Origin of the sequence: Peteryoungia algae, from assembly GCF_030369675.1 — a bacterium.
In the GTDB taxonomy this organism is placed as follows: domain Bacteria; phylum Pseudomonadota; class Alphaproteobacteria; order Rhizobiales; family Rhizobiaceae; genus Allorhizobium; species Allorhizobium algae.
Window position 1 is genome coordinate 2,429,734 of record NZ_CP128477.1, and the last position, 14,662, is coordinate 2,444,395.

General features: G+C 60.6%; 15 protein-coding genes. 8 read left to right on the top strand and 7 right to left on the bottom strand.

Annotation, left to right across the window (positions count from 1 at the left end; all coding sequences use genetic code 11):
- Positions 1–159: 159 nt before the first annotated feature.
- The 4 genes from QTL56_RS11695 to QTL56_RS11710 all read left to right on the top strand — a co-directional run bounded on the left by QTL56_RS11695 (position 160) and on the right by QTL56_RS11710 (position 2,532).
- A complete protein-coding gene (locus QTL56_RS11695; protein WP_245137835.1) occupies positions 160–705 on the top strand; it encodes a sigma-70 family RNA polymerase sigma factor in 546 nt (181 codons plus the stop codon).
- Positions 692–1,465, top strand: coding sequence for an anti-sigma factor family protein (locus QTL56_RS11700; protein ID WP_229576076.1), 774 nt, complete (start codon positions 692–694; stop codon positions 1,463–1,465). The genes QTL56_RS11695 and QTL56_RS11700 overlap by 14 nt, the downstream gene beginning before the upstream one ends.
- Before the next feature lie 20 nt (positions 1,466–1,485).
- Positions 1,486–2,205, top strand: a complete 720-nt coding sequence (locus tag QTL56_RS11705) for a Bax inhibitor-1/YccA family protein (protein WP_229576077.1) — start codon at positions 1,486–1,488, stop codon at positions 2,203–2,205.
- Between the two features lie 168 nt (positions 2,206–2,373).
- Positions 2,374–2,532, top strand: coding sequence for a YqaE/Pmp3 family membrane protein (locus QTL56_RS11710; RefSeq protein ID WP_229576078.1), 159 nt, complete (start codon positions 2,374–2,376; stop codon positions 2,530–2,532).
- A 179-nt stretch (positions 2,533–2,711) separates the two neighbouring features.
- Here the strand turns inward: QTL56_RS11710 and QTL56_RS11715 are convergent, their stop codons facing one another.
- On the bottom strand, positions 2,712–2,846 hold the full coding sequence (locus QTL56_RS11715) for a hypothetical protein (protein ID WP_267499075.1): 135 nt from the start codon (positions 2,844–2,846) through the stop codon (positions 2,712–2,714).
- 526 nt (positions 2,847–3,372) lie between these two features.
- Here QTL56_RS11715 and QTL56_RS11720 point away from each other — a divergent pair.
- A complete protein-coding gene (locus tag QTL56_RS11720) occupies positions 3,373–4,296 on the top strand; it encodes a DMT family transporter (protein ID WP_370660284.1) in 924 nt (307 codons plus the stop codon).
- 82 nt (positions 4,297–4,378) lie between these two features.
- On the opposite strand, the gene QTL56_RS11725 is transcribed toward QTL56_RS11720, so the two are convergent.
- The 6 genes from QTL56_RS11725 to QTL56_RS11750 all read right to left on the bottom strand — a co-directional run bounded on the left by QTL56_RS11725 (position 4,379) and on the right by QTL56_RS11750 (position 10,793).
- On the bottom strand, positions 4,379–5,383 hold the full coding sequence (locus QTL56_RS11725) for a TRAP transporter substrate-binding protein (protein WP_229576080.1): 1,005 nt from the start codon (positions 5,381–5,383) through the stop codon (positions 4,379–4,381).
- A 46-nt stretch (positions 5,384–5,429) separates the two neighbouring features.
- Entirely contained in the window at positions 5,430–6,707 is a 1,278-nt protein-coding gene (locus QTL56_RS11730; protein ID WP_229576081.1) for a TRAP transporter large permease, read from the bottom strand.
- Positions 6,707–7,240 (bottom strand): TRAP transporter small permease, encoded by a 534-nt coding sequence (locus QTL56_RS11735; RefSeq protein WP_245137836.1) that lies wholly within the window; start codon positions 7,238–7,240, stop codon positions 6,707–6,709. Before QTL56_RS11735 ends, QTL56_RS11730 begins: the two co-directional genes overlap by 1 nt.
- Before the next feature lie 7 nt (positions 7,241–7,247).
- A complete protein-coding gene (locus QTL56_RS11740) occupies positions 7,248–8,417 on the bottom strand; it encodes a fumarylacetoacetate hydrolase family protein (protein WP_245137837.1) in 1,170 nt (389 codons plus the stop codon).
- Between the two features lie 156 nt (positions 8,418–8,573).
- Complete coding sequence (locus QTL56_RS11745; RefSeq protein ID WP_229576083.1) at positions 8,574–9,302, bottom strand: FadR/GntR family transcriptional regulator; 729 nt, start codon at positions 9,300–9,302, stop codon at positions 8,574–8,576.
- A 33-nt stretch (positions 9,303–9,335) separates the two neighbouring features.
- Positions 9,336–10,793, bottom strand: a complete 1,458-nt coding sequence (locus tag QTL56_RS11750; protein WP_370660285.1) for an FAD-binding oxidoreductase — start codon at positions 10,791–10,793, stop codon at positions 9,336–9,338.
- A 163-nt stretch (positions 10,794–10,956) separates the two neighbouring features.
- Between QTL56_RS11750 and denD the strand changes: the two genes are divergently transcribed.
- The 3 genes from denD to QTL56_RS11765 are packed head-to-tail and all read left to right on the top strand — an operon-like array spanning position 10,957 to position 14,616.
- The gene (gene denD / locus QTL56_RS11755) at positions 10,957–11,940 is read left to right on the top strand and encodes a D-erythronate dehydrogenase (protein WP_245137838.1); all 984 of its coding nucleotides are present in this window, start codon (positions 10,957–10,959) and stop codon (positions 11,938–11,940) included.
- 44 nt (positions 11,941–11,984) lie between these two features.
- Positions 11,985–12,845 (top strand): NAD(P)-dependent oxidoreductase, encoded by an 861-nt coding sequence (locus QTL56_RS11760; RefSeq protein ID WP_245137943.1) that lies wholly within the window; start codon positions 11,985–11,987, stop codon positions 12,843–12,845.
- The gene (locus tag QTL56_RS11765; protein ID WP_245137839.1) at positions 12,832–14,616 is read left to right on the top strand and encodes an IlvD/Edd family dehydratase; all 1,785 of its coding nucleotides are present in this window, start codon (positions 12,832–12,834) and stop codon (positions 14,614–14,616) included. Before QTL56_RS11760 ends, QTL56_RS11765 begins: the two co-directional genes overlap by 14 nt.
- The last annotated feature ends 46 nt before the right edge of the window (positions 14,617–14,662 follow it).

A 14,662-nucleotide genomic window follows, 5' to 3' on the forward strand; every position in this document is an offset into this window, starting at 1 on the left:
CAATGTCTTCGTCACAGGTATGAACTTGCAATCGTCGCCGCCGGCAATCTTGTCCAGACCACTGACCGGAGCCTGCTCGGCGCCCGTCCTCCGAAACCATGTGCGAAAAAAATTGGCTGAGGATGGAATAGCATCACGTCCAGCTCCGTATACTGGAGCATGACGACGAATTCGAACCCGTTCAACGTGATCGGCCAGCTCGCAGCCCTGCGACGCTACGCCCGTTCGCTCGTCAGAAATCCGGACGAGGCGGAAGATCTGGTTCATGACGCCCTCGTACGGGCGCTGGAGCGCAGGTCGACCTTCAGGAGTGACGGCAGCATCCGCAACTGGCTGATGTCGATCCTGCACAATACCCATATCGACCGGCTCCGCCGCGACCGTTCTGTCAATCGCCGTCACGACGCAGCCCGCGAGCTGTCCGAGACGGTGACTCCAGCAGGACAGGAACACACCGTGCGCCTCTCACAGGTGCGAGACGCCTTTCTCGCCCTGCCGGAAGAGCAGCGCGAAGCACTGCATCTCGTGGCCATCGAAGAGCTTTCCTATCAGGAGGCGGCTGATGTCCTGCACATACCCGTGGGAACGCTGATGTCCCGCATATCGCGTGCCCGTGCCCGGCTTCGGGCCATGGAAGGCGGCGAGGATGCGAACCCCGTTTCCCACCTTAGAATTGTTGGAGGAAACCCCGATGACCAGCCATGACCCCGTGATCGAGGCCGACCTGCACGCCTATGTCGACGACCAGCTGGATGTCGGTCGTCGCATCGAGGTCGAAGCCTATCTGTCGGAGAACCCATCCATCGCTGCCAAGGTCATGGCAGATCTCCGGGTCCGTGATGAATTGCGTCTGGCATTGGCGGGCATGCCGACAGCGGTGCGCCAGGAGACACGCGATGCGGCACGGGTCCTCGAAAACGCCATGAACCGCCCCCGGACCGTCGACGTGATGCGTCGTGCGGCGGCCGTCGCTCTGCTCGTCGGCGCCGGCTGGGTCGCCCATGGCTGGATCGACCCCGGCAGCATCGGCGAGGTGGTGGCCTCGGTTCCGCCGCCGCAATTTGTCGAAGAAGCCATGCGCGCCCACCAAACGGCGGAACTGCGCAAGCAGATGCCATCGCAAATCGAGGCAGGCCGCTTCGATCCCGCAGAAATCCGAGCGGCGACAGCGATCGTGCTTCCTGCCATGCCGACGGAATGGTCCGTGCGGGATGCGCAGGTTTTTCCCTCGACCTATGGCCCGAGCGTTGAGCTCGAAGTCGAGCCCCAATCCGGTGAAAGGATGTCCCTTTTTGCCGTCCGGCCTGGCAATTTTTCTGTTCAGCAGGTGCTGCTGAAGCAGGAGGGTCAGACCAACGCCGCCTACTGGCAGATCGGCGAGGTAGCCTACGCGCTGATCTCCGAAACTGAAAACGCGGACAAGCTGGCCGAACAGGCCCGCAAGCTTGCCCGCACCCTTTACTGATCCCAAGGAGGAAACTGACTATGGATCCCATCCAGAACCGCTTCGGCTACGGCGCTCAGGCCCAGTCCGCTGCACTCTTCGACGAAGGTCTGCGCAAGCACATGCTGCGCGTCTACAACTATATGGGCCTCGGGCTGGTCATCACCGGCATCGTCGCCTTCTTCGTCAGCCAGACACCGGCTCTCTATGTGCCGATCTTCTCGACCCCGCTGAAGTGGGTCGTGATGCTGGCACCGCTTGCCTTCGTCTTCTTTTTCTCATTCCGCATCCACGCCATGTCAGCCGCCACCGCGCAGATGGCCTTCTGGGCGTTTGCGGCCGTGATGGGTCTGTCGCTGTCATCCGTGTTCCTGGTCTTCACCGGAACCTCGATCGCCCGCACCTTCTTCATCACCGCCACCATGTTCGGCACGATGAGCCTCTACGGCTACACGACCAAGCGTGACCTCTCGAAGTTCGGCTCCTTCCTGGTCATGGGTCTGATCGGCGTCATCATCGCCTCGGTCGTCAACATGTTCCTGGGCTCAAGCGCCCTGCAGTTTGCGATCTCCGTCATTGGCGTTGTCGTCTTCGTCGGCCTGACCGCCTGGGATACACAGAACATCAAGGAACAGTATGCCGAGAACGTCGACCAGGAGAGCCAGCAGAAGCTCGCCGTCTTTGGTGCGCTGTCGCTCTACCTCAACTTCGTCAACCTGTTCCAGCTGTTGCTGAGCCTGACGGGCCAGCGCGAGGAATAACAATAAACGCGTCGGGAGAACGACGAAAGAAGACGTGCCCGGGTCGCAGGCCCGGGCACGTCCGTGTTCGAGGCGCAGCAGAACTTTCTCTAGCTATGGCTTTATCTTGGTCGAACGATCCAGCCTGTACCGCGTTATACGGGCGACACAAACCCAATCGGAGTTTCCATGGACGTCGTTCGCATTCTTCTCGCAATCCTCCTGCCGCCGGTCGGCGTTTTCCTCCAGGTGGGCATCGGACTGCACTTCTGGCTGAACATTTTGCTGACGCTCTTCGGCTACCTGCCGGGCATCATCCACGCGATCTGGGTCATCATTCGGAAATAACCCGTCGGATATACCGAGGCTTGCAGGCAGAGCGGGAACGAACGCCCGCTCTCTCGCATCGGCACGCCGTGAGAACAGCCGGTCCGCGTCCAGCGACCTATCACGGGCACAACATTGGGAATGCCTGGCCGCCTACGCGACGCTTCTGGCAAGCAGGAATTGCCAGGTTCCGTGCGCCGTCAGAGCGTAACGACCAGAGCGGCCAGGAACAGGATCGAGATCGCAACGGCCGCCATTGCCACTCGCTGCCGACAGATGTCGAGTGAGTGTGTGGATTTGGATTCACCGAAAATCTTTGCGATCGCATCTGACATGGCAGTCTCCGACGACGCCCGGCCATTCATTGGCCCCGGCTTATATCGACACATTTTCGTCATAATTGGGCCGAGGTCAATAATCACGACTAGATTGGTATTCTAAAGATTCCACGCGTTGGAAAAACAGCACCCAACTTGCCCCCAGCCTTGAAAATTTCAGCGTCTGCCCGGCCTCAATACCCTTTGAACGGCGTTTTCATCTGAGCAGCGGTCGGTTTGGCGAGAATTGCGGTGATGGTAAGTGAGTTCGTCGCCTCGTCGACGTCGATTGCGGGGAGAGAACATCGATGGTGCTGACGATCTCAGGCGCGGTCGGGATGCCAGACTCAGATCGCTCTTCGCGACAAGACGGCTTCAGGCCATGGACTTGATGAAAGCTGCCTCAGCTCCTGCTCGCGAAGTGCAGCGACAGCCTCGTTTCCGACTTGCCAATTTTCGAATGATCGGAGAAAACAATCAAATTTGTCAGGCAACATGACAAAAATGAAACCCGGCTGGGATCGACTTGGGAGGAGTGATGACGATGCGCACGACTGATGACCGCGGGCAAAGCGCCTTGCGTTTTGCCGGCATGGCAGGCCCGGCCGTCATGCTGCTCGGTATGCTGCTCTTCGCCATGAACGACGCCATGGGAAAGTGGCTCGTCGCGAGTTATGGCATCGGGCAGGTCATTCTGATCCGGAGTATCGCGGCTCTGCTCATCCTTGCGCCCTTCCTCTGGATGGCCGGCCTCAAACCGGTCGTCGAGGCGGAGAGACCGGGACTGCAGCTGATGCGGGTCGTCTTCTCGACCCTCGAGCTGTTCTGCTTCTACTATGCGGTCATGTACCTGCCGCTTGCCGATGTCATGACGTACTGGCTGGCGGCCCCGATCTACGTGGCTGCGGCAGCGCCATTCCTCTTGGGTGAAAAGGTCGGCTGGCGGCGTTGGGGCGCAATTGCCGTAGGCTTTATCGGTGTCGTCATCACGCTCGAACCGTCGAGTGCAATGTTCACGGCACCAGCATTGATTTCCATCATCGGCACGGCCGCCTTCGCACTCATGATGCTCACCGGGCGCAGCCTCAGGGGCACACCCGACAAGACCCTGGTGCTGTTTCAGACAGGCGGCGCGGCCGTTGTCGGACTGATCGCTGCCCCCTTTGGCTGGGCTCCGCTCAATTCCGGGACGGAAGTGCTTCTGCTTGGCCTGCTCGGCATCGTCGCGATGAGTGCGCATATGCTGGTCAACCGGGCGCTGAAGATTTCGGACGCAGCGACGGTCGCTCCGCTGCAGTACACGCTTCTGCTGTGGGCCGTGGTGTTCGGATACGCCTTCTTCAACGAAGTCCCCCGGCTGACCATGCTGGTGGGCGCATCGCTGATCGTCGGGTCCGGCCTTTTCATCTTCTTCCGTGAACAGCAATTGAAGAAGAGGGACAAGGTTCTGCCCGCCATCCCGGAATAGCAATGAAAAAGCCCGCAGCGGAATGTCCGCTGCGGGCTCTTTCTGGTGCGGCTCCTTAAGGAGAGCCACGACCAGGGAGGTTTTACTTCCGGATTTCGGCGAGCTGAGCCATGATGCTGTCGACTACGTCAGCGCCAATCGCGTCCTTGTGCTTCTCGTAGACCACCATCGACTTTTCGCGAATACGTGCCTGTTCCTCGTCTGACAGCGCGTTCACTTCAAGGCCGGCAGCCTTGATCTTCTCGAGGGACTGCTTGTTGAGGTCGGCGATGACACTGCGCTCGACGTCACGGCCGACCGTCGCGCATTCACGCAAGGCTGCCTGCTCTTCCGGCGTGTAGGTGTCGAAGATCGCCTTGGAGAAGAGGAACAGGAACGGCGTGTAGGCGTGGTTGGTCTCCGTGACATACTTCTGCACTTCGAAGAACTTCGAGGTGTCGATCGTCACATAGGGGTTTTCCTGCGCATCGATGGTCTTGGTCTCGAGCGCCGAGAACACTTCACCGAACGCCATTGGCGTTGCATTGGCGCCGAGGTTCTGGAAAGTGTCGAGGAAGATGTTGTTCTGCATGACGCGAACCTTCATGCCCTCGAAGTCTTCCCACTTCGTCACCGGACGAACCGAGTTGGAAAGGTTGCGGAAGCCGTTTTCCCAGTAACCCAGATTGACCAGGCCGACGGCCGCCATTTTCTCGTTCATCATCGTGCCGAAGTCGCCGTCCAGCACCGTGTAGGCTTCCTGGGCGTTGGCGAAGAGGAACGGCAGATCGAAGACGCCGAGCGCCGGCTCGATGCCGACCAGCGGCGATGACGATGTCACCACGGCTTCCTGAACGCCGGAACGCAGGGCCTGCGTTGCCTGAAGGTCGCCGCCGAGGGCACCGCCCCAGAAAGCCTGCAGCTTCAGCTTGCCGCCGGACTTGTCATCCAGGCATTTCTGCATGGCTTCAATTCCGTTGCCGACCGGATGGTCGGCATTGATGCCGTTCGAGACGCGAATGGTGCGCTCGTTGAATTCGGCGAAGGCCGGAGCGGCTCCGGAAACGGCGAATGCCATTGCTGTCGTTGCGAGTAGTATCTTTCTCATAGTGTATCCTCCCTTGGATTGAAATGAGTGGGTTGAGCTTGGGTCGTTACCGGAGCCATTGCGCCGGCACGATGACGATGTCGGGGAATATGACGAGCAGGACCAGAACCAGAACCTGCGCCAGCAGGAAAGGAACGATACCCGTCACGACCTTGCCGAGCGGTACGCGCCCGACCCCGCTGACCACGTTGAGCACGACGCCGACGGGCGGCGTGATCAGGCCGATGCAGCAGTTCATGATGAACATGACACCGAAGTAGACCGGGTCGATGCCTGCCTGCTTGATGATCGGCATCAGTACGGGTGTCAGGATCAGGATGGTTGGCGTCAGATCGAGTGCTGTGCCGACCACAAGAACCAGCGCCATGATGACGAACATCAGAAGCATGGGACGATCGATCAGGGGCTCGATGTAACGCGTGATCTCACCGGGAATGTTCGCGGCGGTAATCAGCCATGCGGACACGAGAGCAGCGCAGACCAGGAACATGATGATCGAGGTTGTCTTGGCTGCCTGGAGAATGACCCGTGGCAGATCCTTGGGCTTCAGCTCGCGATAGATCACCATACCGACGAACATGGCATAGGCCGCCGCGATGACTGCCGCTTCCGTAGGCGTGACCACACCGGCCTTGATGCCCCCGAGGATGATCACCGGCATGCCGAGTGCCCATGCGGCACGCCCTGTCGCGCGCAGTCGATCTTTTGCCGGCGCCTTTGGCAAGGGCAGGACTTTGTCCTTCCGCACCACGACCTGCCAGGCAATGACAAGCGCGATCCCCATCAACATGCCAGGAACGATGCCGGCCATGAAGAGCTGCGTGATCGAGACATTCGCCGCCACACCGAAGACGATGAATGCCATTGACGGCGGGATGACGGGCGCGATGATGCCGCCGGATGCGATGAGACCAGCGGAGCGCGGCACGTTGTATCCGGCCTTGGCCATCATCGGAATGAGGATCGCGGCAAGAGCTGCCGTATCGGCTGCGGCCGAGCCGGAGATGCTGGCCATGATCACGGCAGCCATGATGGCAACGATGCCGAGGCCGCCCCTGATATGCCCGACACAGGCAATGGCGAATTCGATGATGCGGCGAGACAAACCGCCGGAATTCATCAGTTCACCTGCCAGGACGAAGAACGGGATTGCGAGCAGCGTGAACGTGTCGGCGCCCGCGATCATGTTCTGAGCGATGATCTGGCTGTTGAACATGCCCATGTACCACATGAGCGTGACGCCGCAGAACATCAGCGCAAAGGCGACGGGAACGCCGATGGCCATGGCGCCGAGGAGAGAGACAATAAAGACGACGAGGGTCATCAGGCGCGCTCCACCAGCTTCTCGATGCCGTGGTGTTCGCCTGCAAAGGCGGCGATTTCACTTTCGGTGACACGCCCGGTGACCAGGCGGAAGAGGCGTTCGAGTGCGATGAGGCTGCAGCCGGCGCCAGTGAAGAAGCCGATACCATAGACCCATCCCATGGAGAGGCCCGTCACGGGCGCACTCATGCTGGCATTGATCGGCAACTGCTTCCAGGTCCCCCAGAAGAAGATCGCCGAAACGCCGAAAATCAGAAGATTGGACAAGATCATGCAGGTTACGCGTCCGCGTCGACCGAAGGTCGCGACCAGACTTTCAACACCCATATGTCCATATTCGCGAAATCCGACGACAGCGCCGACGAAGGTCAACCAGACAAAGAAGTATCGGGACATCTCATCCGAAACCGTGAGACCGGAATTGAAGCCGTAGCGCAAGATGACGTTGACAAACACCATGATTGCCATGCCCGACAGGAGCAGGATCAAAAGCAATTCAAGGAACTTGTAGAAAAGATCGACAGCTCTGGTCATACGCATCTCACGCCTTGTCGAGCAGGCCGCGCTGGGCCAGGTTGCGGAAAAGGGCACGCGTCCCGAAGACCCATTCCGGACAGGAATCCGTGCGATCGACCCAGTTGACCAGACGTCCCAGCTTCGGCGTGGCAATCTCGACGCGATCTCCCACTTCGTGGGTAAAGCCGAGACCGGCGCCACGTCGGTCCTTGACCGGGGCAAACATGGTCCCGAGAAACAGAACCGCGCCGTCGGGATATTGATGGTTTCGGTTGCGCAATTGGGAAGCCAGATTTTCCGGCGTGCGACTGATCGCTTCCATCGGACTTTCCCCCGTCATCTCGAAGCCGTCTTCTCCGCGCACGAGCAGCGAAACACGAACCTTGCGCAACACATCCATCGTGAAGCTGCCGTGGAAGAGCCGGATGAAGGGCCCGATCGAGCAGGACGCGTTATTGTCCTTCGCTTTTCCGAGAAGCAGTGCAGACCGGCCTTCGACATCCCGCAAATTCACGTCGTTGCCGAGCGTCGCGCCGATGATCTTGCCGTCGGAACGAACTGCAAGAACGATTTCCGGCTCCGGATTGTTCCACTGCGAAATCGGATGAATTCCGACGGCGTCACCGCAGGTGACCGAGGACATCGGCTGGGCCTTGGTGAAGATCTCGGCGTCTGGCCCGATACCGACTTCCAGATATTGCGACCATAGCCCCATGTCCTGCAACAGCGCCTTGACCTTGGCTGCCTGTTCCGAACCTGCGACAAGCCCACGAAGACTGTCACCCAATACTGGCGCCAGCTCCTTGCGGATGGCTTGGGCGCGGGCCGCATCACCCTTTGCCTGCTCTTCGATCACACGCTCCAACATGCTGTCAGCGAAGGTCACGCCGGCAGCCTTCACGGCCTGCAGATCGATCGGTGCAAGCAGACGTCCCGCCTGACCGGAAAGAAAATCGTCGAGCGTACCGAGTACGGGAAGGTCGTCCTGCGACGAGAGGCGTTCTGCCAGGTCTTCGATCTCGAACAGGCCGGAGGCCGTGGGCGCGATGGCCGTCAGGTCGAGCACTTCGCCGTGGCGAACGAGAACCACGCAGGGACCGCCGGCGACATTTGACCAGACGCGACCAACCAGCAGCGCTTCCGATGCATCTTCCGGCAGAATATATGCGGATTCCAGGCGTACTCCAGACTGCAAGACGGACCTCCTCCCTGTCCTTGGGCCGGGACTGACGTCGCCTTGCCCTATTGTCAGGATGTCTGACAACTCTTCATGTGCATTCTTAAGGTCAGAATTTCAGGCTGTCTACCCCGTAGAAGCACCTTGTTGACAACCCGCCCACCGGTTCGGCGGTCAGAACTGCTCGAGACTGAGGTCGATACGGCTCGCGGCGCCATGCAGATGGGCCCGCATCGCCTCGCGTGCCTCAACCGCATTGCCGCTTGCAATCGCGTCCCTCAGGCGAACATGCTCGGCGATCGTCACCTCCACGATCTCCTCGAGAACAGCACGGGACCGGGCGGCATTGATTGCGAGGCTGATCCGCTCCGCAATGAAACCGATGAAAAGTGCAAAATATTCGTTGTGCGTCGCCTCGGCGACCGCCCGGTGAAAGGCGAGATCCGCAACAATCCCCTGCTCCGTCCACTTGGCGGCCCCGGTCATATGCGACAGGGCGTCGTCGATCCTGGCGAGATCATCTGGCGTATGGTGGACAGCCGCCAGACCCGCCGCCTCGATTTCGAGCGGCACGCGCAACTGGAAGAGCGCCCGGAAACTCTGCGGCTCGAACAGTTCACCATCCTTTATCCGGATCGGCCGGGCAGAGGGTTCGCTGACGAACGCGCCCACACCCTGGCGGGTTTCGACGAGCCCTTCACTACGCAATTGCGCAATCGCTTCACGGACGACCGAACGGCTGACGGCAAGCGTCTTGGCGAGAACATGCTCCGTGGGCAAACGCTCGCCTGGCTTCAGCCGCCCCTGGCTTATCTCATCGGCCAATTGGGCGGCGATGCGAGCAGGCAGGTGCTCGCTGCGCCTGATTTGTCCGAAGTTGATCTGCCCGAGGTCGATCGCCATACCTGCTCCTCTCCTTGCCACCGCTCCGGTATTTCATGAATCCGTATCGGAATTCAATTGGCAACCCGGGTTCATGATCCAGTCCGGATCGATTGCCTGCTTGACGGCGGTCAACAACCGCCGCTGGACGGGTGGCAGGCGCTGGAGGAAATCGGCCTTCTTCAGGCGACCAATCCCGTGTTCGGCGCTGATCGACCCTCCAAAATCATCGAGCACCGCATTGATCACGCCTTTCGCCTCATAGATCTGCTGCTGAACCTCCTCACCTGAGAGCCCGCCAGGAGGGAGCACATTGAGATGCACGTTCCCGTCACCGACATGGCCATAGGAGACACAGATGCAGCCGGGCAGACGCACCGTGACCGCAGCCTCTGCCGCCTCGACGAAAGTAGCCAGACGCGACAGCGGGACAGAGATATCGGTTCGCAAATGGGGCCCACGCCTTGCCTGCCCTTCGTTCATCCCCTCCCGGAACAACCAGAGGTTCTTCGCCTGGCTTCGGGAGGCGGCAATCACCCCGTCCAGCACCAGACCATCCTCCATCACGCCTTCCAGGAAGCGATGCATGAGGTCTTCGATATCGACGAGCCCGGAGCCCGAGATCTCCATCAACACATATGCCGGATAGTCAGCGCTCATGGGCATTGCGAGATCGGGTATCGCCTCTTGCGCCAGAGTGAAGGCGATCGGAGGCATGAACTCGAAGGCGGACATCAGATCGCAGCAATCGCGGCGCGCCCGACGATAGAGCGCGATCGCATCCGACAGCGTACCCAGACCCAGAAGTGCCGTCGCAACCTTCTCGGCCGGAGGCATGAGCTTCACGGAAACGGCCGTGATGATCCCCAGTGTTCCCTCAGCACCGATGAACAACTGCTTGAGATCGATCCCGCGATTATCCTTCCTGAGCGTCGACAGGCCTTCGAAGACCGAGCCATCCGGCAGCACGACTTCAAGGCCCAGAACCAGTTCACGCGTCATGCCGTAGCGCAACACGTTGATACCGCCGGCATTGGTCGAGACATTGCCGCCGATCCGGCACGACCCCTGCGCTCCGAGCGCCAGCGGGAAGTAGAGACCCGCTTCCTCCACCCGATCCTTGAATTCCGACAGGATCACGCCTGCCTCGACGACGGCGGAAAAATCATCCTCGTCGATCCGCCGGATGGCCGTCATGCGCTCCAGGCTGACAATCACCTGGCGACTTGGATCGTCGGGTGTGCAGCCGAGCACAAGCCCGGTATTCCCCCCTTGAGGAACGATCGAAAGGCCGAGGGCACGGATGGCGCGAACGGCGGCACAAACCTCCGCTGTCGAGCGGGGCCGGATCACCGCGACCGCTCCGGTCGTCACGTCACCGTGCCAGTCGCGGCAGTAGCGCTCTATGTCCTGACCGCTCAGGACGAGATCGCCTCCCAATGCTGTGGCAAGGGCAGCGACCATCTCGCTGGACGAACCGCTGGTTTTCATCTGGCCATTTGCAGCCTGCATCACTCTTGCTCCTCGACACTTGGGACCGGGCGAATATCCAAGAATTGGGTTTTCAAACTGATGATATAAGGTTATCAGACAACCTTACAATTGATTTTTTGAGTTTCCGCCCTTGCCTCATTGTTTGGCCGGGCGGATGAATGCCAAGGGAGGAAATCACAAAATGCACGTGCTCATCATCGGCGCGGCCGGCATGGTCGGTCGCAAGCTAGCAGAACGCCTCACCAGGGATCGCACCCTGGCCGGCCAGACCGTCGAGGCCATGACGCTCGTGGATGTCGTGGCGCCGGAAGCACCCGCTTCGTTCACGGGGAAAGTGTCGCTTCAGACGCTGGACCTGTCCAATCCGGGCTCCGCCGAGACCCTGATCGCGTCTCGCCCCGATGTGCTCTTCCACCTCGCCGCCATCGTCTCCGGAGAAGCCGAACTCGATTTTGAAAAGGGCTACCTGATCAATCTCGACGGCACGCGCCACCTGTTCGAAGCGATCCGATTGGCCCATCTGGCCGATGGCTATCGCCCGAGGCTTGTCTTCACCTCCTCCATCGCGGTCGTCGGCGCCCCACTGCCCTACCCGATCCCTGACGATTTCCACACGACGCCGCTGACCAGCTACGGAACGCAAAAGGCGATCTGCGAACTGTTGCTGTCGGACTATTCGCGGAAGGGTTATTTCGACGGCATCGGCATCCGGCTGCCCACGGTCTGCATTCGCCCCGGCAGACCGAACAAGGCCGCATCCGGCTTCTTTTCCAACATCCTGCGAGAACCTCTCGTTGGCCAGGAAGCCATCCTACCGGTGAATGAAGATGTGCGCCATTGGCATGCTTCGCCACGCTCGGCGGTAGGCTTCCTCATCCACGGCGCTACCATCGATCTCGAGGAGGTCGGCCCGAGACGCAATCTCTCCATGCCGGGGTTGAGCGCAACCGTCGGCGAACAGATCGAGGCCCTGCGGCGCGTTGCGGGTGAAAAAGCCGTCAAGCTCATCCGCCGCGAGCCGGACGAGACAATCATGCGCATCTGCGCTGGCTGGGCTCCCGGTTTCGAGGCGACCCGCGCACGCGCACTCGGCTTCACTGCGGAGAACTCCTTCGACGAGATCATCCGCGTTCACATCGAGGACGAGCTGGGAGGAAGCCTGTGACCGCAAGAGCCATACGACAGATAGCTTTTCTCGGCACGGGGCTGATGGGCGCCCCGATGGCGAAACGTTTGCTCGCCGCTGGCTTTCCGGTAACCGTGTGGAACCGTGATCTCCGCAAGGCAGAAATATTGGCGGCCTTCGGCGGCGCGATCGCACAGAGCCCGGCCGAAGCAGTCAATGGCGCCGACATCGTCTTCACCATGCTGTCGGACGGCGCGGCCGTCACGGACGTGCTGTTCGCGCAAGGCGTTGCCGATGCCCTGAAACAGGGCGCCGTCGTCGTCGACACCTCGTCGATTGCACCTCCCATCGCAAGGGAGCATGCATCAAAACTCGCCGATCGCGGGGTCGTCCACATCGACGCTCCCGTCTCCGGTGGGGTCGTGGGCGCCGACGCCGGCACGCTCGCAATCATGGCCGGCGGGGATGCGGACATCGTCGCTGAGCTTGCCGAGGTCTTCGCCCCGCTGGGCCGAGTGACGCATGTCGGCGGCTCGGGTGCCGGACAGATCTGCAAGCTTGCCAACCAGCAGATTGTCGCCATCACTATCGGTGCGGTTGCTGAAGCCATGATGCTGGTCGAAGCGGGTGGCGCATCCCGCGAAAAATTCCGGGAAGCGATCCGGGGCGGCTTTGCCGAGAGCCGCATCCTCGACTTGCACGGCCAGCGCATGGTCGATCGGAACTTCAAGCCGGGAGGCCTTTCACGCCTGCAGCTGAAGGATTTGAATGCCGTTGCGGCCATGGCCGAAGTATTCAAATTGGAGCTGCCACTCACCGCAGACATCCGGCAGGCCTTCGAGACATTCGTGGCCGAAGGAAACGGCGAACTGGACCACAGCGCGCTTCTTCTCCACCTTGAAAAGATCAACCACCGCAAAGGTGCCACCGATGACCGAGACTGAAAAGCCGAAACGCCGGCTGCGCTCGCAGGACTGGTTCGACAATCCTGATCATCTCGACATGACAGCGCTCTATCTCGAGCGCTTCATGAACTATGGCACCACGCCAGAGGAGTTGCGTTCCGGCAAGCCGATCATCGGCATCGCCCAGTCAGGCTCTGACATCAATCCCTGCAACCGGCATCACCTCGATCTTGCCAAGCGCGTACGCGACGGCATCCGCGACGCCGGCGGCATCCCGATCGAATTCCCTTCGCATCCCCTTTTCGAGAACTGCAAGCGCCCAACTGCGGCCCTCGACCGGAACCTTGCCTATCTCGGCCTTGTCGAACTGCTCTATGGCTACCCCTTCGACGGCGTCGTTTTGACCACGGGCTGCGACAAGACCACACCATCCGCCCTGATGGCCGCCTCGACCGTCGATCTGCCAGCTATCGTCCTGTCCGGCGGACCAATGCTCGACGGTTGGCACGACGGCGAACTGGTCGGATCCGGCACCGTCATCTGGCGGTCACGGCGCAAATACGCCGCCGGTGAAATCACTCGGGAAGAGTTCCTCGAACGGGCGCTCGATTCCGCCCCCTCCATTGGCCATTGCAACACCATGGGCACGGCCTCGACCATGAATGCGATCGCGGAGGCACTCGGCATGTCGCTGACAGGCTGCGCCGCTATCCCGGCCGCTTATCGGGAACGTGGTCAGATGGCCTACCGCACCGGCAGACGGGCAGTGGAACTGGTCCTGGAGGATGTTCGCCCCTCTGACATCCTGACACGAGAGGCCTTCCTCAACGCCATACGGGTCAATTCCGCGATTGGCGGCTCGACCAATGCCCAGCCCCATCTGATGGCCATGGCAAAACATGCCGGCGTGGAGCTGCTGCCTGAAGATTGGCAGGTTCACGGATATGACATCCCCCTTCTGGCCAATGTCCAGCCCGCTGGCGCCTATCTCGGTGAGCGGTTCCACCGGGCGGGCGGCGTGCCAGCGATCATGTGGGAACTGATGCAGGCCGGCAAGATCGACGGGGATTGCTCGACAGTGACCGGGCGCACCATGGGAGAAAACCTCGAGGGCCGCGAGGCGACAGACCGCGAGGTGATCAAACCCTATGGCGAGCCCATGCGCGAACGAGCGGGCTTCGTCGTGTTGAAGGGCAATCTCTTCGATTTCGCCATCATGAAGACAAGCGTCATTTCGGAAGGTTTCCGCATGCGCTACCTTCAGGAGAAGGGACGCGAGGGCATCTTCGAGGGCCGCGCGATCGTCTTCGACGGATCCGAGGATTATCATCGGCGGATCAACGACCCCGGTCTCGACATCGACGAGAACTGCGTTCTGGTCATTCGCGGTGCCGGTCCGCTCGGCTGGCCGGGTTCGGCCGAAGTGGTGAACATGCAGCCACCGGACCACCTCATCAAGCGCGGGATACTGAGCTTGCCGACGATTGGCGATGGCCGGCAATCGGGCACGGCGGACAGCCCCTCCATCCTCAACGCCTCGCCCGAAAGTGCGGCCGGTGGTGGCCTCGCATGGGTGCGGACCGGCGACCTCATCCGGATTGATCTCAATCAGGGTCTCTGCGACATGGTCGTTGATGATGCCGAGATCGCGCGGAGAAAAGCGGAAGGGATTCCGCCGGTGCCCGCAGACGCGACACCGTGGCAAAGGCTGTATCGTCAGACTGTGACACAGCTCTCCGATGGAGCCACGATCCGAGACGCGCACGAGTTCAGGCAGATCTCAAAGGTTCCACCTCGCCACAATCACTGAAAGTGCGTTTACCAAACGACCCGCAAAAACAAGCTGCAATCAGTTT

Excerpts from the sequence above, each read along its gene's own strand:
- QTL56_RS11695 (WP_245137835.1), top strand. The coding sequence starts at position 160 with ATGACGACGAATTCGAACCCGTTCAACGTGATCGGCCAGCTCGCAGCC.
- QTL56_RS11700 (WP_229576076.1), top strand. The coding sequence starts at position 692 with ATGACCAGCCATGACCCCGTGATCGAGGCCGACCTGCACGCCTATGTC.
- QTL56_RS11705 (WP_229576077.1), top strand. The coding sequence starts at position 1,486 with ATGGATCCCATCCAGAACCGCTTCGGCTACGGCGCTCAGGCCCAGTCC.
- QTL56_RS11710 (WP_229576078.1), top strand. The coding sequence starts at position 2,374 with ATGGACGTCGTTCGCATTCTTCTCGCAATCCTCCTGCCGCCGGTCGGC.
- QTL56_RS11715 (WP_267499075.1), bottom strand. The coding sequence starts at position 2,846 with ATGTCAGATGCGATCGCAAAGATTTTCGGTGAATCCAAATCCACACAC.
- QTL56_RS11720 (WP_370660284.1), top strand. The coding sequence starts at position 3,373 with ATGCGCACGACTGATGACCGCGGGCAAAGCGCCTTGCGTTTTGCCGGC.
- QTL56_RS11725 (WP_229576080.1), bottom strand. The coding sequence starts at position 5,383 with ATGAGAAAGATACTACTCGCAACGACAGCAATGGCATTCGCCGTTTCC.
- QTL56_RS11730 (WP_229576081.1), bottom strand. The coding sequence starts at position 6,707 with ATGACCCTCGTCGTCTTTATTGTCTCTCTCCTCGGCGCCATGGCCATC.
- QTL56_RS11735 (WP_245137836.1), bottom strand. The coding sequence starts at position 7,240 with ATGACCAGAGCTGTCGATCTTTTCTACAAGTTCCTTGAATTGCTTTTG.
- QTL56_RS11745 (WP_229576083.1), bottom strand. The coding sequence starts at position 9,302 with ATGGCGATCGACCTCGGGCAGATCAACTTCGGACAAATCAGGCGCAGC.
- QTL56_RS11750 (WP_370660285.1), bottom strand. The coding sequence starts at position 10,793 with ATGCAGGCTGCAAATGGCCAGATGAAAACCAGCGGTTCGTCCAGCGAG.
- denD (WP_245137838.1), top strand. The coding sequence starts at position 10,957 with ATGCACGTGCTCATCATCGGCGCGGCCGGCATGGTCGGTCGCAAGCTA.
- QTL56_RS11760 (WP_245137943.1), top strand. The coding sequence starts at position 11,985 with ATGGGCGCCCCGATGGCGAAACGTTTGCTCGCCGCTGGCTTTCCGGTA.
- QTL56_RS11765 (WP_245137839.1), top strand. The coding sequence starts at position 12,832 with ATGACCGAGACTGAAAAGCCGAAACGCCGGCTGCGCTCGCAGGACTGG.